A 24065-nucleotide genomic window follows, 5' to 3' on the forward strand; every position below is an offset into this window, starting at 1 on the left:
GGGATGGGGAGAGGTCGGACGCGTTTCTCTCCTGGAGGGGAGGGCCGGGGCTAGTACGACTTCGGCAGGCCCAGCGACTGATGCGAGACGTAGTTGAGGATCATCTCGCGGCTGACCGGGGCGATCCGGGCCACCCGGGACGCGGTGATCAGCGACGCGAGGCCGTACTCGCGGGTGAGGCCGTTGCCGCCCAGGGTGTGCACCGCCTGGTCGACCGCCTTGACGCACGCCTCGCCCGCCGCGTACTTCGCCATGTTCGCCGCCTCGCCCGCCCCGATGTCGTCGCCCTCGTCGTACAGCCGGGCGGCCTTCTGCATCATCAGCCGCGACAGCTCCAGGTCGATGTGCGCGGTGGCGAGCGGGTGCGCGATGGCCTGGTGGGAGCCGATCGGGGCCTTCCAGACCTGGCGGGTACGGGCGTACTCGACGGCCTTGGAGAGCGCGAAGCGGCCCATGCCGATACCGAACGCCGCCGTCATGATCCGCTCGGGGTTGAGTCCGGCGAAGAGCTGGAGGAGACCCGCGTCCTCGTCACCCACCAGCGCGTCGGCCGGCAGCCGTACGTCGTCCAGGACCAGCTCGAACTGCTTCTCGGGGGCGTGGAGTTCCATGTCGATCCGGTTGCGGCCGAACCCGGGAGCGTCGCGCGGAACGATGAACAGGCAGGGCTTCAGCTTGCCGGAGCGGGCGTCCTCGGTGCGGCCGACGATCAGGGTGGCGTCGGCTATGTCGACGCCGGAGACGAAGACCTTGCGGCCGGTGAGCAGCCAGTCGTCGCCGTCCCGGCGGGCGGTGGTGGTGATGCGGTGGGAGTTGGAGCCGGCGTCCGGCTCGGTGATGCCGAAGGCCATGGTGAGGCTTCCGTCCGCGAGGCCCGGCAGCCACGTCCGCTTCTGTTCGTCCGTGCCGAAGCGGGCGATGACCGTGCCGCAGATCGCGGGCGACACGATCATCATCAGGAGCGGCGATCCGGCAGCGCCCAACTCCTCCAGGACTATCGAGAGTTCGGCCATGCCACCGCCCCCGCCGCCGTACTCCTCGGGGAGGTTCACCCCGAGGTAGCCGAGCTTGGCGGCCTCCGCCCACAGTTCGTCGGTGTGGTTGCCCTCGCGGATGACGGTGGTCATGTAGTCGCGCCCGTACCGCTTCCCGAGGGCGGCGACGGCTGCGCGCAGGGCCTGGTGCTCTTCGGTTTCGAGGACGGTGCGTGCGGTGCTCATGCGGTCTCCTCCGGTACGGGGATGGCGGCCGGGCCCTCCTGGACCACGGCGAGCAGCGCGCCGACCTCGACCTGGTGGCCGGGGGCGGCGTGCAGGGCGGTGAGGGTGCCGGAGGCGGGCGCGAGGATGCGGTGCTCCATCTTCATCGCCTCCAGCCAGATCAGCGGCTGCCCGGCCTCGACGGGGGCCCCGGTGGTCAGGCCCTCCGCGAGGCGGACGACGGTGCCGGGCATCGGGGCGAGCAGGGAGCCGGGTGCGGTGTGCGTGGCGGGGTCGGTGAAGCGGGGCAGGACGGTGAACGTGTACGCGGCGTCGGCGGCGTCCACGTAGACCCGGTCGCGCTCGGCCCTGACGGCGAAGTGCCGGGCTATGCCGTCGACTTCCAGGGTGACGCGGTCCGGTGCGGCGGCCAGGACCCGGGTGCCCGGGGCCTCGTGCGGTTCCGGGACTCCGGTGCGCGGGGTGCGGTAGGCGACCTCGTGCTCGGTGCCGTCGGGTTCGCCGCGGTAGCGCTTGCACTGGGGCTGCGAGGGCACGTTGCGCCAGGCCCCGAAGCGGGTGGGGGCGGGTCCCCCGGCCGGGGCGGGTCGGACGGCTTCCGCGAGGGCGGCGGCGAGGGCGGCGGTGGCGGGGTCGCCGGCTCCCGGGGCGGTCAGGGCGGCCAGGTGCCGGTCGTAGAACCCGGTGTCCAGGCGGGCCGCGGCGAAGTCCGGGTGGCGCAGCGACCGTACGAGCAGGTCGCGGTTGGTGACCGGGCCGTGGATCCGGGCCCGTTCCAGCGCGCGGGCCAGCAGCCGGAGGGCCTCGGGGCGGGTCGGGGCGTGGGCGATCACCTTGGCGATCATCGGGTCGTAGTGCACGCCGATGGTGTCGCCGCCGGTGTACCCGGTGTCCAGGCGCAGGCCCGGGGCGTCCGGCACCTGGAGTGCGTACAGCGCGCCGGTCTGCGGCTGCCAGTCGCGGGCCGGATCCTCGGCGTACAGCCGGGCCTCCACCGCGTGGCCGGACGGCTGCGGGGGCGCGGGGGCCGGCAGCGGCTCACCCTCCGCGACCCGCAGTTGCAGGGCGACCAGGTCCAGACCGAACACGGCCTCGGTCACCGGGTGTTCGACCTGGAGGCGGGTGTTCATCTCCAGGAAGTACGGGCGGCCCTCGGCGGAGACCAGGAACTCCACGGTGCCCGCGCCCCGGTAGTCCACGGCCCGGGCCGCCGCCACGGCCGCGTCGTGGAGCCGGGTGCGCAGGGTGTCGTCCAGACCGGGGGCCGGAGCCTCCTCGATGACCTTCTGGTGGCGGCGCTGGAGCGAGCAGTCGCGGGTGCCGAGCGCCCACACGGTGTCGTGCGCGTCCGCCATCACCTGGACCTCGACGTGCCGGCCGCGCTCCACGTACGGCTCGGCGAAGACCTCGCCGTCCCCGAAGGCGGACGCGGCCTCGGCCGCCGCTGCCAGCAACTCGGCAGGCAAGGCGCCGAGTTCGCGGACGATCCGCATCCCGCGCCCGCCGCCGCCCGCCGCCGCCTTCAGCAGCAGCGGCAGATCGTCCTCTCCGGCCGTCGCCGGGTCCACGGGGGCCAGCAGCGGCACACCGGCCCCGGCCATCAGCTCCTTGGCCCGGGTCTTGGACGCCATCAGCTCGATGGCCTTCACCGGCGGCCCCACCCACACGAGCCCCGCGTCCTGCACGGCGGCGGCGAAGGCGGCGTTCTCGGAGAGGAAGCCGTAGCCGGGGTGCACGGCGTCCGCCCCGGCGGCCAGGGCGGCGGCCACGACGAGGTCGCCGCGCAGATAGGTGTCGGCGGGGGCCGCGCCCGGGAGCCGTACCGCGAGGTCCGCCTCCCGTACGTGCAGGGCCTCCGCGTCCGCGTCGGAGTACACGGCGACCGTCGTGATGCCCAGGTCACGGCAGGTGCGGAAGATCCGGCAGGCGATCTCGCCCCGGTTGGCGACGAGCAGGGCGGTGATGGTCATGATGGCCTCACATCCGGAAGACGCCGAAGCCGCCACGGGCGCCCTCGACCGGTGCGGTATGGATCGCGGACAGGCACATCCCGAGGACGGTCCGGGTGTCGCGCGGGTCGATGACCCCGTCGTCGTACAGCCGCCCGGACAGGAACACCGGCAGCGACTCCGCCTCGATCTGCTGCTCCACCATGGCGCGGAGTCCGGCGTCGGCCTCGTCGTCGTACGGCTGCCCCTTCGCGGCGGCGGAGGCGCGGGCGACGATGGAGAGGACACCGGCGAGCTGCTGCGGGCCCATGACGGCGGACTTGCTGCTGGGCCAGGCGAAGAGGAAGCGCGGGTCGTAGGCGCGGCCGCACATGCCGTAGTGCCCGGCCCCGTAGGACGCGCCCATCAGGACCGACAGGTGCGGGACCTTCGAGTTGGCGACCGCGTTGATCATCATCGCGCCGTGCTTGATGATGCCGCCCTGCTCGTACTCCTTGCCGACCATGTAGCCGGTGGTGTTGTGGAGGAAGAGCAGCGGGATGTCACGCTGGTTGGCGAGCTGGATGAACTGGGCGGCCTTCTGCGACTCCTCGCTGAACAGCACCCCCTGCGCGTTGGCGAGGATGCCGACCGGGTAGCCGTGCAGCCGCGCCCACCCGGTGACCAGGCTCGTCCCGTACAGCGGCTTGAACGGGTCGAAGTCCGAGCCGTCGACCAGGCGGGCGATCACCTCGCGCGGGTCGAACGGGGCCTTGAGGTCGCCCGGCACGATGCCCAGCAGCTCGTCCTCGTCGTACTTCGGCGGCTCGGCGGGGCCCGGATCGGCGTGCGCCTTGCGCCAGTTGAGCCGGGCGACGATCCTCCGGGCCTGACGGATCGCGTCGTACTCGTCGACGGCGAAGTGGTCGGCGAGTCCGGAGGTGCGGGCGTGCATCTCGGCCCCGCCGAGGGACTCGTCGTCGCTCTCCTCGCCGGTGGCCATCTTCACCAGGGGCGGTCCGCCGAGGAAGACCTTGGACTGCTCCTTGATCATGACGGTGTGGTCGGACATGCCGGGGACGTACGCGCCTCCGGCGGTGGAGTTGCCGAACACGACGGCCACGGTGGGGATTCCGGCGGCGGAGAGCCGGGTGATGTCACGGAAGAGGGCCCCACCGGGGATGAAGATCTCCTTCTGGGACGGCAGGTCCGCGCCGCCCGACTCCACCAGGCTGATGGCAGGGAGCCGGTTGGCGAAGGCGATCTCATTGGCGCGCAGGGCCTTCTTCAGCGTCCAGGGGTTCGACGCCCCGCCGCGTACGGTCGGGTCGTTGGCGGTGATCAGGCACTCGACGCCCTCGACCACCCCGATCCCGGTGACGAGCGAGGCCCCGACCGCATAGTCGCTGCCCCAGGCCGCCAGCGGCGACAGCTCCAGGAACGGGGTGTCGGGGTCGACGAGCAGCTCGATCCGCTCGCGGGCCGGGAGCTTGCCGCGCCCCCGGTGCCGGGCCACGTACTTCTCGCCGCCGCCCGCGAGCGCCTTGGCGTGCTCGGCCTCCAGCCCGGCGAGCTTCTCCAGCATGGTGGACCGATGCGCCGCGTATTCGGATCCGCCTGTGTCGAGCGCGGTGGGCAGGACGGTCATGCGGTCACCTCCGGGAGGGGGACGTCCGCCAGCAGCGGTACGGGGACGGTCAGCCACCGGGACCGCAGCCACTCCCCCAGCGCCTTGGCCTGCGGGTCGAACCGGGCCTGGGCGGCGACACCTTCGCCCAGAAGGCCGTGGACAGTGAAGTTCAGGGCGCGGAGGCCTGGCAGGACATGACGGACGACGGTCAGCGCGGCGGTCTCCGGCAGGAGTTCCTTCAGCCGCTCCACGGTCAGCTCGTGCGCGAGCCACCGCCAGGCGTCGTCGTCGCGCACCCAGACGCCGACGTTGGCGTCACCGCCCTTGTCGCCGCTGCGAGCGCCCGCGATCAGGCCGAGGGGGGCGCGGCGGGTGGGCGTGACGGGATACGGGTCGGGGAGCGGAGGTCCGTCGACTTCCACCAACTCCTGCGTGCGGATCGGTGGTTCCATGACCTGCCGGGTCCCGTCCGGCAGCACGGCGGTGTGCTCGACGTCCCCTGCCGGTACGTGGATCGCCTCGAACACCCCGTAGGGCGCGCCCTTTCCGGGCGGGGCGGTGACATGGAAACCCGGGTAGCTGCCGAGAGCCAGCTCCACGGCCGCCCCCGAGACGGCCCGGCCGACGGCTTCGGCGTCCTGGTCGCGGACGACGAGCCGGAGCAGGGCGCTGGCCCGCTCCTCGGTGTCGGCGTCGGCGTGGTCGGTACGGGCCAGCTCCCAGCGCACCTCGGCGGGCGGGCGGCCGCCGCCCCGCTCCAGGGCGTCGGCGAACTGGTTCTTCACCAGGCCGGCCTTGGCCTCGATGTCGAGGCCGGTGAGGACGAAGACGACCTCGTTGCGCCAGCCCCCGAGCCGGGTGAGCCCGGCCTTGAGGGTGGGCGGCGGGGCCTCGCCGCGTACGCCGTCGATGCGGACCCGGTCGGGACCGTCCTCGGTGAGCCGCACGGTGTCGAGGCGGGCGGTCACGTCGGGGCCCGCGTACCGGGCTCCGCCGGTTTCGTACAGGAGTTGGGCGGTGACGGTGGAGAGATCGACGATCCCGCCCGTACCGTCGTGCTTCGTGATGACGGACGACCCGTCGGCGTGGATCTCGGCGAGCGGGAAGCCGGGGCGGCGGAGGCGGCGGGGGTCGTGCTCGGTGAAGAACGCGTAGTTCCCGCCGGTCGCCTGTGTGCCGCACTCCAGGACGTGCCCGGCGACCACGGCCCCCGCGAGCGCGTCCAGGTCGTCCGGGCCCCACCCGAAGTGGGCGGCGGCCGGTCCGGTGACCAGGGCCGCGTCGGTGACCCGGCCGGTGACGACGACATCGGCCCCGGCCCGCAGACAGGCGGCGATCCCGGCGCCGCCGAGGTAGGCGTTGGCGGTGAGGAACCCGTCCGGGACGGGCAGGCTGTCGCCCTCGACGTGCGCGACGCGCGCCGGCACGCCGACGGTGGCCGCCAACTTCCGTACCGCGTCGGCGAGTCCGGCCGGGTTGAGGCCGCCCGCGTTGGCGACGATCCTCACCCCGCGCTCGTGGGCGAGGCCGAGCCCTTCCTCCAACTGGCGCAGGAAGGTGGTGGCGTAGCCCTTCTGCGGGTCCTTGAGGCGGCTGCGGCCGAGGATGAGCATGGTGAGCTCGGCGAGGTAGTCGCCGGTGAGGACGTCGAGGGGGCCGTCGGTGAGCATCTCGCGCAGGGCGTCGAAGCGGTCGCCGTAGAAGCCGGAGGCGTTGCCGATGCGGAGGGGAGCGGGGGTGGTGGTCATCGGGCGTCCCGCTCGGCGCGGGGCAGGCGGCCCGGTCCGGGCGGTCCGGCGAAGGCCTGGGCGATGCCGAGCCACTGGTCGGCCTCGCGCCCCTCGGCGGTGACCGCGAGGTCGGAGCGGTGAGCGCGCTGGGTCACCAGGAGGCAGAAGTCGAGGAGCGGGCCGGTGATCCGCTGGGCGGCGTCCGGCGGCCCGTAGGCGACCATCTCGCCGTCCGGTACGTGGAGTTCGACGCGGAACTCCTCCTCGGGCGCGGTGATCCCGCGTACCGCGTAGGCGTAGTTCCGGGCCCGTACGCCGATCCGCGCCACATGCCGCAGCCGGGCGGTGGGCGCCCGGGTCACCCCGAGCGCGTCGGCGACGTCCTGGCCGTGCGCCCAGGTCTCCATGAGCCGGGCGGTCGCCATGGAGGCGACGCTCATCGGCGGCCCGTACCAGGGGATCCGGGTGCCCTCCGGGGCGTCCCGGAGCACCTTGTCGAGCCGCTGCCGGCCCTCCCGCCAGCGGGCGAGCAGGGCGTCCGGGGCATGGGCGGCGACCAGGGCGTCGGCGGCCTCGTCGACGAAGGTCTCGGGGGCGGCCAGGGCCTTGGCCACCGCGTCGCCGAAGCGGTCCGGCTCGGTGGCGGCCAGCAGCGCGACCTCGTCGGTCCAGCTGAGGTGGGCGATCTGGTGGGCGACGGTCCACCGCTCGGCGGGCGTCGGGCCGCGCCAGCCCGGTCCGTCCAACTCCTGCACCAGGGCGTTGAGTTCGTCGCTCTCCTCGCGCAGATCGTCGATCACGGCTACGACAGCGGACACGGGCGCTCCCCTCGGGACCGGGTGTGGTGCCCAGGAGCATGGCAGCGCGCCAGGAAACAATCAAGCACGCTTGCATGATTTTCTGCCCGGGCGTTCGGGGTGTCCGGGGTGCGGGGCGTCGGGGCGCGTGCGGGGTGTCCGGGGCGACGCCCGGCGCGCCACCCCGGCCGCCCCCGTCACTCGCCGCCCATGGCCGCCTTCGCCATCTGTTCGGTGGTGCTGGCCCCGTCGAGCGCCTCGCGCACGATGTCGGCGTGACCGCTGTGGTGGGCGATCTCGCGGAACACGTGCAGCAGCACGTGCCGTACGGTCCAGACGACCGGCTGCGGCGGTGACCAGGGGTAGCGCGGCAGCGTGACCTCCCGGTCGAGATCGGTCTCCTCGCGCACCGCGCGGTCGAACGCCTCCGCCGCGGCGCGGAAGGCGTCGAGGTGGGCGGTGAGGGTCTCCTCGTCGGTCATGCGGTTGCCGTCCGGGTCGAGGTCGGCCCACCCGACCTCGGGGGCGGCGGTGCCGTCGATCACGGACAGCCAACTGCGCTGCACCTCCGCGAGGTGCTTGACGAGGCCGCCGAGCGTCAGCTCGCTGACCGTCGACCGGGCACGGGCCTGCTCGTCGGTGAGTCCGGCGACGGTGTAGAGGAAGTTGGTGCGCTGGTCGGCGACCAGCGCCAGCAGGTCGTGGCGTTCGCCGGCGCCCGGGTGGCTGCCGGTCGATGCGGTCGGTGTCATGGCGGGGCCTCCTGGCGGACCGGTGCGGTACGGGACTCGGTCCGGCGACTGTAGGCTCCGCCGCCGTACGGACGAGGGCATTCCGGCGGCGGTGGGGCGGCGGTCCGCGTTAGCCTCCGTCGATGACTGCCGAAACGCGCGCGGTGACCGTCCGGTTCGACGCCGGCAAGCTGGTTCTGGAGCCCCGTCACGACGCGGAGGGCCCGCACTACGTCTTTCCCGACGGCCACTCCGCCGGCCCCGGCACGCCTCGGGCCGCGCTGCCCCTGGCGGAGGCCGTGCACGCGCGCATCAGGCCGGCCGGTACGGCGGAGACGGTCCTGCGCGCCTGGGCGGAGGGCGCGGCCCCCGAAGGCCCGGTGGCCCTGGTCGACCCCGCGGCGGTGGAGCCGGTACGGGTACGGGCCGGGGCGATCGTCATCCGTGACGGGGCCGTGCTGCTGATCCGCTTCACCGAGGAGGACGGCGGATCGCACTACGAGATTCCGGGCGGCGGGGTCGAGGAGGGCGAGACGCCGGAGACGGCCGTACTGCGCGAGCTGGACGAGGAGACCGGCCTCGCCGGGACCGTCGGGCCCGAGGTCGCGCGGGTCTGGAAGGACGGCCGGCACGAGCACTACTTCCTCGTCTCCGCGACGGGCGAGACCGGCCGGCCCGAGACGCTGGACAACTACGGCGGCGCCCCGGTCTGGGTACCGGTGGAGCGCCTGCCCGCCACTCCGCTGTGGCCCCGGCGGCTGTCCTGGCGCATCGAGCACTGGCACCGGACGGGATGGCCCGAGCGCCCCGCCGAGCTGGCCGACTCCATCACCGAGCTGAACCGGCCGTGCACTTGGTGAGGGGCGCGCGCTGAGACGGCCCTACGGCAGGCCCTGGTCGGCGTCCAGGGCCGGGGCGAGGACGGCGAAGGCGCGATCGGTCAGCGCGGCGGGGTCGTCGGCTCCGTCGCTGTCGCTCCAGCGCCGCAGCACGGTGTCGAACGCGACGAGCGCCGCCCCGGCGGCGAGACGCGGGTAGAGGTCCGCCTCCGGGGCGAGCCCCAGGCGGCGGGCCGTCTCCGCGGCGAGGTCGTCGCGCCACTGCGCCTGGTGCTCCAGGAAGCGGGCGCGCAGAGCGGGTGTGCGCAGGATCAGCTGGACCACCCGCAGGGCCCGGCCGGAGTGCTCGACCCCGTCGGCGCAGGCCGCCATGGCGACCCAGACGGCGTGCCGCAGTGCGGTGGAAGGGCGTTCGGCGGCGGGACGGGCGGCCAGTTCGTCGTGCATGCCCGCCCCCATGTCGGCCAGGAACTGGACCACCACGTCCTCCTTGGACGCGAAGTACCGGAAGAACGTCCGCTTGGACACGCCGGCGGCGGCCGCGATCGCGTCGACGGTGACCGCGTCGAACCCTTCCTGTGCCATCAGCTGGAGCGCCGCTTCGGTCAGCTCGTCGGAGACGAGCTGACGCTTGCGCTGGGCCATGGTGACTTCGGGACGGAGGCTCACACCCGCCATCGTAGCGCCATGCCATTATTGGCACTCAGTTACTTCTTGACACTTGGTGCCATCGACGACAACCTATGCCGCATGACACTGGACGCATCCCAGAAGCAGCGCTGGACCGCCGGGCAGGTCCCCGACCAGACCGGCCGGGTCTCCGTGGTCACCGGGGCCAACAGCGGCCTCGGCCTGGCGACCGCCCGGGCTCTCGCCCACCGGGGCGGGCACGTGATCCTCGCCGTGCGCGACGCGGCGAAGGGGCGCCGGGCCGCCGCCGACATCACCGCCGACATCACCGCCGGCCGGCCGGGGGCCTGTGTCGAGGTGCGCCCCCTGGACCTGGCCGATCTCGACTCCGTCCGGGCGTTCTCCGACACCCTGCACGCCGACCGCTCCCGGCTGGACGTCCTGGTCAACAACGCCGGGGTGATGGCACCGCCCCGCTCGACGAGTGCGCAGGGACACGAGCTGCAGTTCGCCGTCAACCACCTCGGCCACTTCGCGCTCACCGGGCTGCTGCTCGACCTGCTGGCCGCGGGCCGGGACGCTCGCGTGGTCACCGTCACTTCGGTCAACCACCGCAAGGCGCGGCTGGACTTCGACGACCTGAACGGCGAACGCACCTACCGCCCGATGACCTTCTACGACCGGTCGAAGCTCGCCAACGCCGTCTTCGGCCAGGAGCTGCACCGGCGGCTGGCCACGTCCGGGAGCCCGGTCCGCAGCCTGCTCGCGCACCCGGGCTACACCGCCACCCACCTGCAGACGAGCGGGCCGACGGGCCTGGTGAAAATGCTGTTCGGCAGCGTCCTGCGTCCCCTCGCCCAGCACCCCGACGCGGGCGCGCTTCCGCAGCTGTACGCGGCGACGGCCCCGGGCGTGCGGGGCGGTGAGTTCATCGGCCCGGACGGCCGCGGTGAGCTGCGCGGCGGACCGACCCGGGTGCTGCTCGCCCCGGCGGCCGTCGACGCCGCGACCGGGGGGCGGCTGTGGGAGGTGTCGGAGCGGTCGACCGGCGTCCGCTTCCCGTTCCCGGCGTCGGCGTGACGGCCGGACCGGACTCCTTCGCATCCTGCCCGCCGACCGCTGAGGGCCGGGCCACCTCCCCGCCGCTCATCCCTCGCGGCGCGGGCCCGACCGGCTGCGTACCGCGCCGATGCTCGCCCCGATGACGAGGGCGATGGCGAGGGCGTCCGTCGTGGAGAGGGCCTGGTCCAGGATGAGGAAGCCCGCACCGGCCGCGATGGCCGGCTCCAGGCTCATCATCACGGCGAACGTGGGCGCGGGCAGCCGGCGCAGGGCCATCAGCTCCAGGGTGTACGGGAGGACCGAGCTGAGGACCGCCACCGCCGCGCCGAGCGCCACGGTGGACGGGACCGTGAGCTTCGCCCCGGACTCGATGATGCCGAGCGGCAGCGAGAGGACCGCGGCGACCACCATCGCCAGCGCGAGCCCGTCCGCCTGCGGGAAGCGGCGGCCGGTGCGGGCGCTGAACACGATGTACGCCGCCCACATCGCCCCGGCCGCCAGGGCGTACGCCGCGCCGACCGGGTCGAGGCGGTCGAAGCCGCCGCCGCCCAGCAGGACGACGCCGACGAGGGCGAGGCCCGCCCACACGACGTTGACCAGGCGGCGGGAGGCGAACACCGAGAGGGCGAGCGGGCCGAGCACCTCCAGGGTGACGGCGATACCGAGCGGAATCCGTTCCAGCGCCAGGTAGAAGAGCGTGTTCATCCCGCCCATCGCGACGCCGAAGGCGAGCACCGTGCCCCAGTCGGCCCGCGAGTGGCCGCGCAGCTTCGGGCGGCAGATCACCAGCAGGATCAGCGCGGCGGCGGCCAGCCGCAGGGTGACGACGCCCAGCGCGCCCGCCTTCGGCATCAGGAGCGCCGCGACGGCCGAGCCGAACTGGACGGACAGGCCGCCGGCGACGACCAGCGCGATCGGCGTCAGCGCCGCCCGGCGCGCGGCCCAAGCCCCTCCGGCGGGCGCGCCCGGGCCCCCATCGACCCGCGTGACCGCTTCGGCGCCTTCGAGTGCCGTCACCGCTTCGGGTACGGCGACGGCTGCGGCGGCCGGTTCGGCGGCGCTGCGCTGGTCGTTCACGGGGGACCTTCCGGAGGCGAACGGGTAAGTTCATTGCAATGCACTGGACGGTACAGGATGGGGAACTCCCCCCGCCACGGCTTTCCCTTCACGGTAAGGACGCCCGCGCGTTCCGTGAAATGCCGACCACGCTCTCGTTATGCTTCGCGCGCATGAACGAGGAACCCTCCACCGGCCGCTCCGTGGAACTCCGGCATCTGCGGGCCTTCCTCGCGGTGGCCGACGAGCTCAACATCACGCGCGCCGCCGCCCGCCTCCGGCTGACCCAGCCCGCCGTGTCCCGCACCCTCGCGGCGCTGGAGCGGCACCTGGGGGTCCGGCTCGTCGACCGTTCCACCCACCACCTCGCCCTCACCCCCGACGGCGTCGCCTTCCGCGACAAGGCCGCCGCCGCGGTCGCCGCCTTCGACGAGGCGCTCGACCCCGGGCGGCTGCGCACCTGGCCGCTGCGGCTCGGGCACGCCTGGTCCGCGTTCGGGCCGTACACCACGCCGCTGCTGCGGACCTGGCAGGAGCGGTACCCGGGCACCCCGCTGGAGCTGCTCCGGATCGACGACCGCACCGCCGGGCTGACCCGGGGCGAGGTCGACGCGGCGCTGCTGCGCGGGCCGGTGGACGCGCCGGGGCTGATCGCCGAGGTGCTGTTCACCGAGGTCCGGGTGGCGGCGGTGACCTCGGACGGGCCGCTCGCCGCGCGCACCTCCCTCGGACTCGCCGACCTCGCGGACGGCCCCGTCGTCCTGAACCCCGTCTCCGGCACCACCACCGTGGACCTGTGGCCGCCGCACGCCCGCCCGGCCGCCACCCTCACCGTCGGCAACACCGACGACTGGCTCACGGCCATCGCCGCCGGCCGCGGCAGCGGGGTGTCCACCGCCTCGACCGCGGACCTGCACCCGCACGCGGGGGTCGCCTACGTCCCGCTCGACGACGCCCCGGGCGTCCCGGTCCTCCTCGCCCGCCGCGACGCCCCCGGCCACCCGGCACTCCCCCGACTCGCCGCACTGGCACGCGAGATCATCGCCCGCGGCCGGACTCACCGGCCCCCGGGCCGCACTCCGGGAGAGCCTCCGCGATGACCTCGGCGAGGTGCCGGGCCCGCCGCCCGGCCAGCTGATCGAGCTGCGTACGGCAGGAGAAGCCGTCCGCGAGGAGTTCCGTCCCGGGTTCCATCTCCCTGACGGCGGGCAGCAGTCGCTCCTCCGCGCAGGCGACCGACACCTCCCAGTGCCCCCGCTCGAAGCCGAAGTTCCCGGCGAGCCCGCAGCAGCCGCCGCTGAGTTCGCCGGTCAGGCCCAGCCGTTCGCGCAGCCCGCGTTCCGCCGCGTCGCCGAGGACCGCGTGCTGGTGGCAGTGCGTCTGGCCCGCGGCCGGGCGGTCCAGGCGGGGCGGTGTCCAGTCGGGGGCGTACTCCTCCAGGTACTGGGCGAACGTCCGTACCCTAGCGGCCAGTTCGGCCGCACGCGGGTCGTCGGGGAGGAGTTCGGGCAGGTCGGTGCGGAGCGTCGCGGCGCAGCTCGGCTCCAGGACGACGAGCGGTTCGCCGGGGAAGAGGCCGAGCCGGTCCAGGGTGCGGCGCATCACCCGGCGGGCCGCGCCGAGCTGGCCCGTCGACACGTACGTGAGCCCGCAGCACAGGCCGGGGACGGGCGGCAGCACCGTACGCCCGGTCGCCTCCTCCAGCACCCGGACCGCCGCCCGGCCCACCTGCGGGGACAGATGCTCGGTGAAGGTGTCCGCCCAGAGGTGCACCACCCGGTTCGTGGAGAGGACGCGTGTGCCCCTGCCCCGACGTGCGCGCAGCCACCGGCTGTACGTCGGTGTCGCCAGCACCGGTAGCGTGCGCTCGGGCGCGATCCCCGCCAGCCGTTTCGCGAGCGCGGCGAGGGGCCGCAGCCGGGCCAGGGCGTTGAGCGGCCGGGCGAAGGGGGCGGCGAGGCGCAGCCAGCGCGGGAGGCGGCCCATCGCGTAGTGGGCGGCGGGCCTCAGCCTGTGTTTGTAGTGGTGGTGCAGGAACTCCGCCTTGTACGTGGCCATGTCGACGCCCACCGGGCAGTCGCTGCGGCAGCCCTTGCAGGAGAGGCACAGGTCGAGCGCGTCCCGGACCTCCGTACTGCGCCAGCCGTCCGTGACGACCTCGCCCGCCAGCATCTCGTGGAGCAGCCGGGCCCGACCCCGGGTGGAGTGGGCCTCCTCGCCGGTCGCCCGGAAGGACGGGCACATCACGCCGTCGCCGCTCGCCTCCGTCGTACGGCACTTGGCGACGCCGACGCAGCGGCGGACCGCGCCCGCGAAGTCCCCGCCGTCCTGCGGATAGCCGAACGCGACGTCCACCGGGCGCTTCGGCAGGACCGCGAAGCGCAGGTTCGTGTCCAGGCGGTCCGGGCGGACCAGCATCCCCGGGTTCAGGCCGCCGTCCGGGTCCCACAGGTCCTTGAACCGGCCGAAGAGGGCGACGAGTTCGTCCCCGTACATCCGGGGCAGCAGCTCCGCGCGGGCCTGGCCGTCGCCGTGCTCGCCGCTGAGGGAGCCGCCGTGCGCGACGACGAGGTCGGCCGTCTCCTCGGAGAACCGGCGGAAGCGGGCCACCCCCGCCGCGCTGATCAGGTCGAAGTCGATGCGGACATGGATGCAGCCGTCGCCGAAGTGGCCGTACGGGGTGCCGCGCAGGCCGTGCTCGGCGAGGAGGTTGCGGAAGTCGCGGAGGTACGCGCCGAGCCGGGCGGGCGGGACCGCGCAGTCCTCCCACCCGGGCCAGGCCTCGCTGCCGTCGGGCATCCGGGTGGCGGTCCCGGCGGCGTCCTCGCGGATCCGCCACAGGGCCCGCTGCCCGGCCGGGTCCGTGACGACGGCCCCGTCCACCGCGTCGGCCGCCCGCAGGACGCGTTCGGCGTGCGCGCGGGCCTCGGCCGGGGTGGCGCCGCCCGTCTCGACGAACAGCCAGGCGGCCCCGCGCGGCAGCAGCCCGGCCGGTTCGCGTACGAGGTCGGCGGCCATGCCCTCGACGGTGAGCGGGCCGTACGGCAGGAGGCCCGGGGCGGCCTCGGCGGCGGCGGACTCGTCGGCGTACCCGAGGACGGCCAGGGCGCGGGCGGGCGGAGCCTCGACCAGGCGCACGGTGGCCTCGGTGACGACGCCGAGGGTGCCCTCGCTGCCGCAGAACGCCCGGACCGGGTCGGGGCCGCCGGGGTGCTCGGGGAGCAGGGCGTCGAGCGCGTACCCGGAGATGCGGCGCGGGAGGTCGGGGTAGCCGGTGCGGAGGAGGGCGAGGTGGGAGGCGATCAGTTCGCGCACGCCGTGGGGGCCGTGGGGGCCGTGGGAAGCCCCTGCCCCCCGTGCGCCGGCGCCCGCGGGACCCTCGCCGCCCCCCTGTTCCAGGCGCAGCGCCTCGCCCCCGTACCGGACGACCGACAGCCTCCGCACGTTGTCCGCCGTGGTGCCCCAGGCCACCGAGTGCGCGCCGCAGGAGTTGTTGCCGATCATCCCGCCGAGGGTGCAGCGGCTGTGGGTGGACGGGTCGGGGCCGAAGGTCAGGCCGTGGGGTGCGGCGGCGGCCCGCAGGTCGTCCAGGATCACGCCGGGCTGGACGACGGCGGTGCGGGCGGCGGGGTCCAGGTCGAGGATCGCGCGCAGATGGCGGGTGAGGTCGAGGACGAGGCCGGTGCCGGTGGCCTGTCCGGCGATGGACGTGCCGCCGCCGCGCGGGACGACCGGCACCCCGTGCTCCTGGCAGACCGCCAGCGCGGCGGCGATGTCGTCGGCGTCGCGCGGGGCCAGAACGCCGAGGGGGACGCGGCGGTAGTTGGAGGCGTCCATCGTCGTCAACGCCCGGGCGGCGGAACCGAAGTCGCTCGCGCCGCGTACGGCGGAGCGGAGCGCCGCGACGAAAGCCGGGGAAGGCGGCGAAGGCGCGGAAGGCGGGGCGGCGGCCTCGGCGGACGGTCCGGTATGCGGTCGATGCTGTTCGGCCATTCCTTCAGCATGCCGCCGGTCCAGGTGAACTCTTGGGATGCGCACGAATGAACCTGGATAAGCCGCGCAAAAAAGCCCACAAGATCTTCCCAAACAGACCGTCAAGTCTCCTATAGTGACCAAGACTTGCGCAGGAACTATCAGTTCCAGTTGTGCAGGATCGCCCGCACCCGTGACGAAGTGTCCTGAATTCGCCCCACCAGCTCCGCCCACACCGCACCGTCCGCCACCGAGGACTCCGATTGCGCCCCTCACACCGGCCCACCGCACTCGCCCTGCTGATATCGGCAGCCGCAACCGGCACGCTGACCCTGTGGGCCGTCGCCGCGGCCCCTGACACGGTACGGACCCCGCTGGCCTGGGGCGCGGGCGCAGCCGCCGTGCTGCTGAGCGTCTGCGTGGCCGTCACCGTCCACACCCTGGGGGCCGCGCGGACGCTGCGCGCCCTGCGGGCCGCCGACGCCCAGCGGTTCACCTCCGAGACCTCGCGCCTGGTCTCCGCCTCCGCCGTCGAGGCCCAGCGCTTCACCGCGGAGACGGCCAGGATCAAGGGCGCCGCCTCCGCCGAGACCGCCCGGGTCGCCGCCGAGGCACGCGCCGAGAACGAGCGGATCACCGGGGCGGCCGCCGCCGAGCAGGCCCGCCTAGGCGTCACCGTGGACCGGCTGACGGCCCGTGCCACCCGCGCCGAGACCGAGCGCTCCGCGGCCGTCGCCGCCTGCGCCAACGCGGCGGGGCGGATGCAGGCCCTGTCCACCAGCATGCTGGCCGACCTCCGCGAGATGGAGCACCGGCACTCCGACGAGTCGGTGCTCGGGGACCTCCTCCACCTGGACCACCGGACCGCCCAGGCGGGCCGCCTCGCCGACTCCATCGCCGTGCTGACCGGGGCCCGCTCCGGCCGGCGCTGGGCGAAGCCGATCGTCATGGAGTCGATCCTGCGCGGCGCGATGGGCCGGATCGGCAGCTACCAGCGGGTCCGCCTGCACTCCACCAGCGATGTCGCCATCGCCGGTCACGCGGCCGAGGGCGTGATGCACGCGCTCGCCGAACTCCTCGACAACGCGGCCAACTTCTCGCCGCCCACCGCCGAGGTGCATGTGTACGTGGAGGAGGTCCCGGCGGGCATCGTCATCACCGTCGAGGACAGCGGGCTCGTCATGAGCGAGGTGCAGCTGCGCCGGGCGGAGCGGGCGGTCTCCGCCGACCACCAGGACCTCACCAACCTCTCCGGCACCCGCCTCGGGCTCGCCGTCGTCGGCCGGCTGGCCCGCAAGCACGGCCTGACCGTCTCCTTCCGGCCGTCCGCCCGCGGCGGCACCGGCGCGCTGATGATGCTTCCTCAGGACCTCATCTCCCGTGCGACGGCGCCGACCCCGGTGGTCCCGGCGGCCGCGCCCACGGATCCCGCCCCGGCGGCCTCCGCGCCGGCCGCCGCGGCCCCCGCCGAGCCGGAGCCCTCGCACGCGTCGGCCGCCGGAACGGACCCCGCCGACGCCGCCCCCGCGGCCCGGAACCCCAGGGCCCGCACCGAGGACGACGCCGGCACGCCCCTGACCCCGGCGGCGGAGGCGGAGTCCCCGGGTTCCCCGGTGGACGCGGAGTCCGAGTCCACCGGCGCCGTGCCCGAGTTCGGCGAGAGCGGCCTGCCCAGGCGCCGCCGCGGCCGCACGCTGGCCGCCGCCGAAGCCCGTACCGGCAACGCCGCCCCCGGCGAAGCCGACACCCCCCGGGCCCGTACCACCGACCCGAAGGTCCAGGCAGCGCGCTTCAGCACCTTCAGCAAGGCGGTCCGAGCCAACTCCCCGCACCCGGAAGGCAACACCCGATGACCGCGACCACCGACGAGAAGCTCAACTGGCTGCTGGAGGGGCTGCTGGAGCGCACCCCCGGTACCCGCCACGCCCTCGTCCTGTCCCGTGACGGCCTCAAGCTGTGCCGCACCCCCGAGCTCTCCGTCGACCAGGCCGACCAACTGGCCGCGATCTCCGCCGGGATCCAGAGCCTCTCGCACGGCGCGTCCATCGAGTTCGGCGACGGCACCGGCGGCGTGCGGTCCGCGATGGCCGAGTTCTACGGCGGCGTGCTGTTCATCGTCGAGGCGGGAGCCGGGGCCCACCTGGCCGTCGTCGCCGACGAGGACTCCGACGTGGGCCTCGTCGGCCACAACATGAGCGAGCTCGTCGAGCAGCTCGGCGAACATCTCGTCGCACCGCCGCGCACCCCCGCCGAGGTCGCGGCCGGATGACGACGGCGCCCCGCCCCCGACCGGGCCGCGACGACGATCCGGACCGGCTGTACACCCTCACCGGGGGCCGCAGCCGGTCCGACTCCGCCGCCTTCGACCTGGTGACGCTCGTCGTCGCCGAGTGCGACCCGTCCGCGGGGATGCAGTCCGAGCACGTCGCGATCCTGCGGATGTGCCAGGGCCCCACCGCCGTCGTCGAAATCGCCGCGAGCCTGAACCTGCCGGTCAGCATCGTCCGCATCATGCTGTGCGACCTGCTCGACACCGGCCGGATCAGCGCCCGCCACCCCCGTACAGCCCGTGTCGCGGACCGGCTCCCCGACCCCGACATCCTGGAACAGGTGCTCGTTGGACTCCGCAACCTCTGACCGCGCCACCCTGAGCTCCACCGCCGACAACGGACTCAAGATCGTTGTCGTGGGCGGCTTCGGCGTCGGCAAGACCACCATGGTCCGATCCGTGAGCGAGATCCGTCCGCTCAACACGGAGGAGACCATGACCCGCGCGGGCGAGGCCGTCGACGACCTCGACGGCGTCCAGGCCAAGACGTCCACCACGGTGGCGTTCGACTTCGGCCGGATCACGCTCGACGAACGCTCCGTGCTCTACCTCTTCGGCGCACCCGGGCAGGAGCGCTTCTGGTTCCTGTGGGACCGGCTGTTCTCCGGCACGCTCGGCGCGGTCGTCCTCGTCGACACCCGCCGGCTCGCCGACTCCTGGTACGCGATCGACCGCCTGGAGCACCACGGCACGCCGTTCATCGTGGCGTGCAACGACTTCGGCGGCCCGCTCCACAGCGAGCAGCAGATCCGGGAGGCCCTGGACCTGTCGGAGGACGTCCCGCTGGTGGAGTGCGACGCCCGCGACCGCTCCTCCAGCAAGTACGTGCTCATCACGCTCGTCGAGCACCTCGCCGCGCTCTCCGCCGCCCGCCTCCAGGCGGCCGCCCCAGCAGCGGCCCTGGCGGCGGCCGGCCCGACCCCGGAGCCCGCCCCGTGACCACTGTCTCCGGCTGCCCCGTCACCCACACGTCCGTCCCGCTGTCCGGGCCCCGCTTCCAGAGCGACCCCGGCCGGCTCTACCGGGAGATGCGGCGCGACCACGGGGCGATCGCCCCGGTCGTCCTCGACGGCGACGTGCCCGCCTGGCTCGTCCTCGGCTACCGCGAACTCCACCAGGTCACCGGCGACCCGGCCCTCTTCAGCCGGGACTCCGACCTGTGGAACCAGTGGGACCGCATCCCCGACGACTGGCCGCTGCTGCCGATGATCGGGCGCAAGCAGCCCTCGATCCTCTACACGGTCGGCGAGCGCCACAGCGTCCGCGCCATGATGATCAGCAACGCGCTGGAGGGCGTCGACCCGTTCTCCCTGAAGCGGTACGCGGAGGAGTTCGCGGACGAGCTGATCGACCGGTTCTGCACCAAGGGCTCGGTCGACATCATCGCGGACTACGCCAAGCTGCTGCCCGCCCTCGTGCTGGCCAGGATCTACGGCTTCTCCGACGAGGAGGCCCACCCGCTGGTCGGCGCGATCAACGACATGATCGACGGCCGGGAGCGGGCGCTCGCCGGACAGCAGCACCTGGGCGCGTCGATGTTCCGGCTGCTGGCCGACAAGCACACCGAGCCCGGTGACGACGTGGCCACCCGGATGCTCGCCGACCCCGGCGGCTTCACCGACGAGGAGGTCGCCCAGGACCTCATGGTGATGATGGCGGCCGGTCACCAGCCGACCGCCGACTGGATGGGCAACTCGCTGCGGCTCATGCTCACCGACGACCGGTTCGCCGCCTCGCTCTCCGGCGGCCGGCACAGCGTCGCGGAGGCCATGAACGAGGTCCTCTGGGAGGACACCCCGACGCAGAACGTGGCCGGCCGCTGGGCCGCCCGCGACACCCACCTCGGTGGCCGCCACATCCGCGCCGGCGACCTGCTGCTCCTCGGCCTCGCCGCCGCCAACGGCGATCCGCAGGTGCGCACCGACGGCTCGACGCTGACCGGCGGCAACAACGCCTTCCTCTCCTTCGGCCACGGCGAGCACCGCTGCCCGTTCCCCGCCCAGGAGACCGCCGAGGTCATCGCCCGTACCGGCATCGAGGTCCTGCTCGACCGGCTGCCGGACGTGGACCTCGCCGTCCCCGCCGAGCAGCTCACCCGCCGCCCGTCGCCATGGCTGCGCGGTCTGACGGACCTGCCGGTGCTCTTCACTCCCACGCCCGCCCTCGGCAGACCCGGAAGCCACGGAGGCCCCGCATGACCCGCATCGCGCTCGACCCCTTCGTCAGAGACCTCGACGGCGAGAGCGCCGCACTCCGGGCCGCCGGTCCGCTGGCCGAGGTGGAGCTGCCGGGCGGGGTGCACGTCTACGCGGTCACCCGCCACGCGGAGGCCCGCGCGCTGCTCACCGACAGCCGGGTGGTCAAGGACATCAACGTCTGGAACGCCTGGCAGCGCGGCGAGATACCGATGGACTGGCCGCTGATCGGCCTCGCCAACCCGGGCCGCTCGATGCTCACCGTCGACGGGGCCGACCACCGCCGTCTCCGTACGCTGGTGGCGCAGGCGCTCACGGTGAAGCGGGTGGAGCGGCTGCGGTCGGGCATCGAAGCACTCACGAACGCGAGCCTGGAGAAGCTGGCCGCGCTGCCCGCCGGCCGGCCGGTGGACCTGAAGGCCGAGTTCGCCTACCCCCTTCCCATGAACGTGATCAGCGAGCTGATGGGCGTGGACGCGGCGGACCACCCGCGGCTGAAGGAGCTGTTCGAGAAGTTCTTCTCGACGCAGACCCCGCCGGATGAGGTCCCGCAGATGATGGCGGACCTCGGGGCCCTCTTCACGAAGATCGTCGACGCCAAGCGGGCGAACCCCGGCGACGACCTGACCAGCGCCCTGATCGCGGCCTCCGAGAACGGTGACCACCTCACCGACGAGGAGATCGTCAACACGCTGCAACTGATCATCGCCGCCGGGCACGAGACCACGATCAGCCTGATCGTCAACGTCGTGGAAGCGCTCCAGACCCACCCCGAGCAGCGCAAGAAGGTGCTGAACGGGGAGATCGCGTGGGAGGGCGTGATCGAGGAGACGCTGCGCTGGAACACCCCGACCTCGCACGTCCTGATCCGCTTCGCGACGGAGGACATCGAGGTCGGCGACCGGATCCTCCCCAAGGGCGAGGGCCTGATCGTCTCGTTCGGCGCGCTGGGCCGGGACGAGGAGAGTCACGGCCCGACGGCCGGCGAGTTCGACGCCACCCGCAGCCCGAACCGCCACATCGCCTTCGGCCACGGCCCGCACGTCTGCCCGGGCGCGGCCCTGTCCCGCCTGGAGGCGGGCGTCGCGCTCCCGGCGCTCTACGAGCGCTTCCCGGAGCTGGAGCTGGCCGTCCCGGCGTCCGAGCTGCGCAACAAGCCGATCGTGACGCAGAACGACCTGCACGAGCTGCCGGTGGAGCTGGGCTGCCCGTTCGGCCACCAGGCGTAGACGTTCCCGGTCCGGGGAGTCCACGGGTCGGAGCACATGTCTCATCGGACGGACACGGTTACGAAGCCGTGCCACCGAGGGACTACGCTCCGTCCCGTGGCCGACATCCAGATTCCCGCTGACATCAAGCCCGCCGACGGACGCTTCGGCGCCGGTCCTTCCAAGGTGCGGACGGAGGCGCTCGACGCGCTGGCCGCCACCGGCACCTCTCTCCTCGGCACGTCCCACCGCCAGGCCCCGGTCAAGAACCTGGTCGGCGAGGTACGGGACGGGGTGCGCGCGCTCTTCTCCCTGCCCGAGGGTTACGAGGTCGTCCTCGGCAACGGCGGCTCCACCGCCTTCTGGGACGTGGCGACGCACGGTCTGATCGAGTCGAAGTCCCAGCACCTGAACTTCGGCGAGTTCTCGTCGAAGTTCGCCAAGGCCGCGAAGCTCGCGCCCTGGCTGTCCGACCCCACCGTCATCGCCTCCGACCCGGGCACCCACCCGGACCCGCGGGCGGAGGCGGGCGTCGACGTCTACGCCTTCACCCACAACGAGACCTCCACCGGTGTCGCCGCCCCGGTCAAGCGCGTCGCGGGCGCCGACGAGGGCGCGCTCGTCCTGGTGGACGCCACCTCGGGCGCGGGCGGCCTGCCGGTCGACATCACCGAGTCCGACGTCTACTACTTCGCCCCGCAGAAGTCCTTCGCCTCGGACGGCGGCCTGTGGATCGGCGTGTTCTCCCCGGCGGCGCTGGAGCGCGCGGCCCGGATCCACGCCTCGGGCCGGCACGTCCCGGAGTTCTTCTCGCTGCCCACGGCGATCGACAACTCCCTGAAGAACCAGACGTACAACACCCCGGCGCTGTCCACCCTCTTCCTGCTGAACGAGCAGCTGACGTGGATGAACACCCAGGGCGGCCTGGACTTCACGACGGGCCGCACGGCCGCGTCGTCCGGCCACCTCTACGGCTGGGCCGACGAGTCGAAGTACGCCACCCCGTTCGTCACGGACCCGGCGAAGCGCTCGCAGGTCATCGGCACGATCGACTTCGCGGACGAGATCGACGCGGCGGCCGTCGCCAAGGTGCTGCGCGCCAACGGCATCGTGGACACCGAGCCGTACCGCAAGCTGGGCCGCAACCAGCTGCGCGTGGCGATGTTCCCGGCGATCGACCCGGCGGACGTGCAGGCACTGACGGCGTGCATCGACTACGTGATCGAGAAGCTGTAGCCCTTCGGCTCTCCGCTGTACGGAGACGGCCCGGCACCCGCGTGGGGTGCCGGGCCGTTTCTGCTTCACTCGACCGGGTGGCATATGCCAGAAGCGCGGTTCTCGGCTGGCCCGCCCTACGATGATGCTCTCGACGCCAGCCCATTCCAGGAGGCCCGCAATGTCTGCAGCAGCAGTCGAGCACCCCTGTGACGATGAGCCGGAAACGCTGCTCGAAACGGCCAACCGTCTCATGGAGCAGCTTCCGGGGCATCGCGTCGAGATCATCGGAGGCGTCATCACCGTGGCACCACCCCCGGACGGCCCGCACGCCCGCGCGCTCACCAAGCTCATGCGGCCCTTCATCGCCGCCGGACTCGACGACGGGGAGACGGAGGTCCTCCAGGGCATCGGCCTCTGGCTCCCCAGCGGCCCCGAGGACTTCGTGATCCCCGACCTGGCGATCGTCGACGCCGATCTCGACGAGCACCTGATCGAGAACAACTGCTACGACCCCGCCTGCTTCCGCCTGGTCCTGGAGGTCACCTCCGGGAACTACCAGAACGACCTCCGCCACAAGGTCACCGCCTACGCCCAGGCCAAGATTCCGGTGTACGTGATCGTCGACCGCAAGCACGGCCGGGTCCACGTCCTGACCGAACCCCTCCCCGCCGGCTACGACCGCCACGAGGTCTACGCCCCCGGCCAGGAAGCCCCGCTGCCCGCCTCCATCGGCGCCGAAGTCTCCCTCAACGTCGACGAGATCGTGCGCGCGGGCCGCCCGAAGCGCTGAGGACGCCGCCCTGCTCCCCCGGCGCGGACGGCCGGCGGGCAGTCGGCCTGCGGGCGAGGACGAACCCCTGCGGCGTCCGCTCCGGGAACGGCCCGTCCGTCTCCCTCTCCCGCCACACCCGGGACACCACCTCCAGGCCCGCGTCCCGCAGCAGCTCGGCCACCCGCTCCGGCTGCCGGCGGTGGAAGTCGAGCGAGACCTCCTGTCCCAGCGCCTCCGTCAGCCGAAACGGCTCGTCCCCGACCTGGAAGCCCAGCTGCACATAGGCTCCCGGGGCGAGCACGCGGCGGAACTCCGCGAAGGCGCGCGGCAGTTCCCCGTCCGGTACATGGATCGTCGAGTACCAGGCGAGCAGGCCGCCGAGCGAGGCATCCGGCAGGCCGAGGGCGAGCATGGAGCCCTCCTCGAAGCGCAGCCCGGGGTGGTCCTTCCGCGCCACCGCCAGCATCTGAGGGGCGAGGTCGATCCCGAACACGTCGAGCCCCAGGCCGAGTCCGTGCAGGAACCCGGTCACCCGGCCCGTGCCGCAGCCGACGTCCGCCAGCGGAAGCCCGCCGCCGTCCTCCGCCACGCGCGCCACGAGTTCGGCGAAGGCGGTCAGCAGGCCCCGCTCCAGCGGCTTGGACGCCAACTCGTCGCGGGTCCAGCTCGCGTATCCCTCGGCGATGGCGTCGTACGACGTCCGGGTGGTGTGCAGGAAGCCGGGTGACGGATCAGGTGCGGTCATGGC

The 24065-nt window shown here is 73.5% G+C and carries 21 protein-coding genes; 11 read left to right on the plus strand and 10 right to left on the minus strand.

The annotated features are described in order from the left end of the window. Positions 1-50: 50 nt before the first annotated feature. The 6 genes from ACFWRV_RS10110 to ACFWRV_RS10135 form a co-directional block, all read right to left on the minus strand. Positions 51-1220 (minus strand): acyl-CoA dehydrogenase family protein, encoded by a 1170-nt coding sequence (locus ACFWRV_RS10110; RefSeq protein WP_384331061.1) that lies wholly within the window; start codon positions 1218-1220, stop codon positions 51-53. Continuing rightward, on the minus strand, positions 1217-3190 hold the full coding sequence (locus tag ACFWRV_RS10115; protein ID WP_384331064.1) for a biotin carboxylase N-terminal domain-containing protein: 1974 nt from the start codon (positions 3188-3190) through the stop codon (positions 1217-1219). The genes ACFWRV_RS10110 and ACFWRV_RS10115 overlap by 4 nt, the downstream gene beginning before the upstream one ends. A 7-nt stretch (positions 3191-3197) precedes the next feature. Then, positions 3198-4796, minus strand: coding sequence for an acyl-CoA carboxylase subunit beta (locus tag ACFWRV_RS10120; protein ID WP_384331067.1), 1599 nt, complete (start codon positions 4794-4796; stop codon positions 3198-3200). Continuing rightward, a complete protein-coding gene (locus ACFWRV_RS10125) occupies positions 4793-6526 on the minus strand; it encodes an acyclic terpene utilization AtuA family protein (protein WP_384331070.1) in 1734 nt (577 codons plus the stop codon). The genes ACFWRV_RS10120 and ACFWRV_RS10125 overlap by 4 nt, the downstream gene beginning before the upstream one ends. Continuing rightward, entirely contained in the window at positions 6523-7326 is an 804-nt protein-coding gene (locus ACFWRV_RS10130; RefSeq protein WP_384331073.1) for a TIGR03084 family metal-binding protein, read from the minus strand. The genes ACFWRV_RS10125 and ACFWRV_RS10130 overlap by 4 nt, the downstream gene beginning before the upstream one ends. A 176-nt stretch (positions 7327-7502) precedes the next feature. Next, complete coding sequence (locus ACFWRV_RS10135) at positions 7503-8057, minus strand: DinB family protein (RefSeq protein ID WP_384331076.1); 555 nt, start codon at positions 8055-8057, stop codon at positions 7503-7505. Between the two features lie 122 nt (positions 8058-8179). Between ACFWRV_RS10135 and ACFWRV_RS10140 the strand changes: the two genes are divergently transcribed. Further along, complete coding sequence (locus ACFWRV_RS10140) at positions 8180-8896, plus strand: NUDIX domain-containing protein (protein ID WP_384331079.1); 717 nt, start codon at positions 8180-8182, stop codon at positions 8894-8896. A gap of 21 nt (positions 8897-8917) precedes the next feature. Here the strand turns inward: ACFWRV_RS10140 and ACFWRV_RS10145 are convergent, their stop codons facing one another. Next, a complete protein-coding gene (locus tag ACFWRV_RS10145; RefSeq protein ID WP_384331082.1) occupies positions 8918-9553 on the minus strand; it encodes a TetR family transcriptional regulator in 636 nt (211 codons plus the stop codon). A 72-nt stretch (positions 9554-9625) separates the two neighbouring features. On the opposite strand from ACFWRV_RS10145, the gene ACFWRV_RS10150 reads away from it, so the two are divergent. Beyond that, positions 9626-10585, plus strand: a complete 960-nt coding sequence (locus ACFWRV_RS10150) for an oxidoreductase (protein WP_384331085.1) — start codon at positions 9626-9628, stop codon at positions 10583-10585. A gap of 66 nt (positions 10586-10651) precedes the next feature. On the opposite strand, the gene ACFWRV_RS10155 is transcribed toward ACFWRV_RS10150, so the two are convergent. Then, positions 10652-11644 (minus strand): DMT family transporter, encoded by a 993-nt coding sequence (locus tag ACFWRV_RS10155; protein WP_384331087.1) that lies wholly within the window; start codon positions 11642-11644, stop codon positions 10652-10654. A 152-nt stretch (positions 11645-11796) separates the two neighbouring features. On the opposite strand from ACFWRV_RS10155, the gene ACFWRV_RS10160 reads away from it, so the two are divergent. Continuing rightward, entirely contained in the window at positions 11797-12723 is a 927-nt protein-coding gene (locus tag ACFWRV_RS10160; RefSeq protein ID WP_384331090.1) for a LysR family transcriptional regulator, read from the plus strand. On the opposite strand, the gene ACFWRV_RS10165 is transcribed toward ACFWRV_RS10160, so the two are convergent. Then, positions 12662-15616, minus strand: coding sequence for an FAD-binding and (Fe-S)-binding domain-containing protein (locus tag ACFWRV_RS10165; protein WP_384331093.1), 2955 nt, complete (start codon positions 15614-15616; stop codon positions 12662-12664). The genes ACFWRV_RS10160 and ACFWRV_RS10165 overlap by 62 nt on opposite strands. A gap of 242 nt (positions 15617-15858) precedes the next feature. Here ACFWRV_RS10165 and ACFWRV_RS10170 point away from each other — a divergent pair, with 242 nt between their 5' ends. From ACFWRV_RS10170 to ACFWRV_RS10205, 8 genes are all read left to right on the plus strand, one after another. Next, positions 15859-17448, plus strand: coding sequence for a sensor histidine kinase (locus ACFWRV_RS10170; protein WP_384331096.1), 1590 nt, complete (start codon positions 15859-15861; stop codon positions 17446-17448). Next, on the plus strand, positions 17445-17864 hold the full coding sequence (locus ACFWRV_RS10175; protein WP_384331099.1) for a roadblock/LC7 domain-containing protein: 420 nt from the start codon (positions 17445-17447) through the stop codon (positions 17862-17864). The genes ACFWRV_RS10170 and ACFWRV_RS10175 overlap by 4 nt, the downstream gene beginning before the upstream one ends. Further along, positions 17861-18232 carry a DUF742 domain-containing protein gene (locus tag ACFWRV_RS10180; protein WP_384331102.1) on the plus strand — a complete coding sequence of 124 codons (372 nt, stop codon included), beginning with the start codon at positions 17861-17863 and terminating at the stop codon, positions 18230-18232. Before ACFWRV_RS10175 ends, ACFWRV_RS10180 begins: the two co-directional genes overlap by 4 nt. After that, positions 18213-18863 (plus strand): ATP/GTP-binding protein, encoded by a 651-nt coding sequence (locus ACFWRV_RS10185; protein ID WP_384331105.1) that lies wholly within the window; start codon positions 18213-18215, stop codon positions 18861-18863. Before ACFWRV_RS10180 ends, ACFWRV_RS10185 begins: the two co-directional genes overlap by 20 nt. Next, entirely contained in the window at positions 18860-20122 is a 1263-nt protein-coding gene (locus ACFWRV_RS10190) for a cytochrome P450 (RefSeq protein ID WP_384331108.1), read from the plus strand. The genes ACFWRV_RS10185 and ACFWRV_RS10190 overlap by 4 nt, the downstream gene beginning before the upstream one ends. Continuing rightward, complete coding sequence (locus ACFWRV_RS10195) at positions 20119-21348, plus strand: cytochrome P450 (RefSeq protein ID WP_384331111.1); 1230 nt, start codon at positions 20119-20121, stop codon at positions 21346-21348. Before ACFWRV_RS10190 ends, ACFWRV_RS10195 begins: the two co-directional genes overlap by 4 nt. A 96-nt stretch (positions 21349-21444) precedes the next feature. Continuing rightward, a complete protein-coding gene (serC, locus tag ACFWRV_RS10200; protein WP_384331114.1) occupies positions 21445-22563 on the plus strand; it encodes a phosphoserine transaminase in 1119 nt (372 codons plus the stop codon). A 160-nt stretch (positions 22564-22723) separates the two neighbouring features. Then, positions 22724-23335, plus strand: coding sequence for a Uma2 family endonuclease (locus ACFWRV_RS10205; protein ID WP_384331117.1), 612 nt, complete (start codon positions 22724-22726; stop codon positions 23333-23335). Here the strand turns inward: ACFWRV_RS10205 and ACFWRV_RS10210 are convergent. Then, entirely contained in the window at positions 23292-24062 is a 771-nt protein-coding gene (locus ACFWRV_RS10210; RefSeq protein ID WP_384331120.1) for a class I SAM-dependent methyltransferase, read from the minus strand. The two genes, ACFWRV_RS10205 and ACFWRV_RS10210, sit on opposite strands and share 44 nt — an antisense overlap. Positions 24063-24065 lie beyond the last annotated feature (3 nt).

It is taken from the genome of Streptomyces sp. NPDC058576, from assembly GCF_042718715.1.
In the GTDB taxonomy this organism is placed as follows: Bacteria; Actinomycetota; Actinomycetes; order Streptomycetales; family Streptomycetaceae; genus Streptomyces.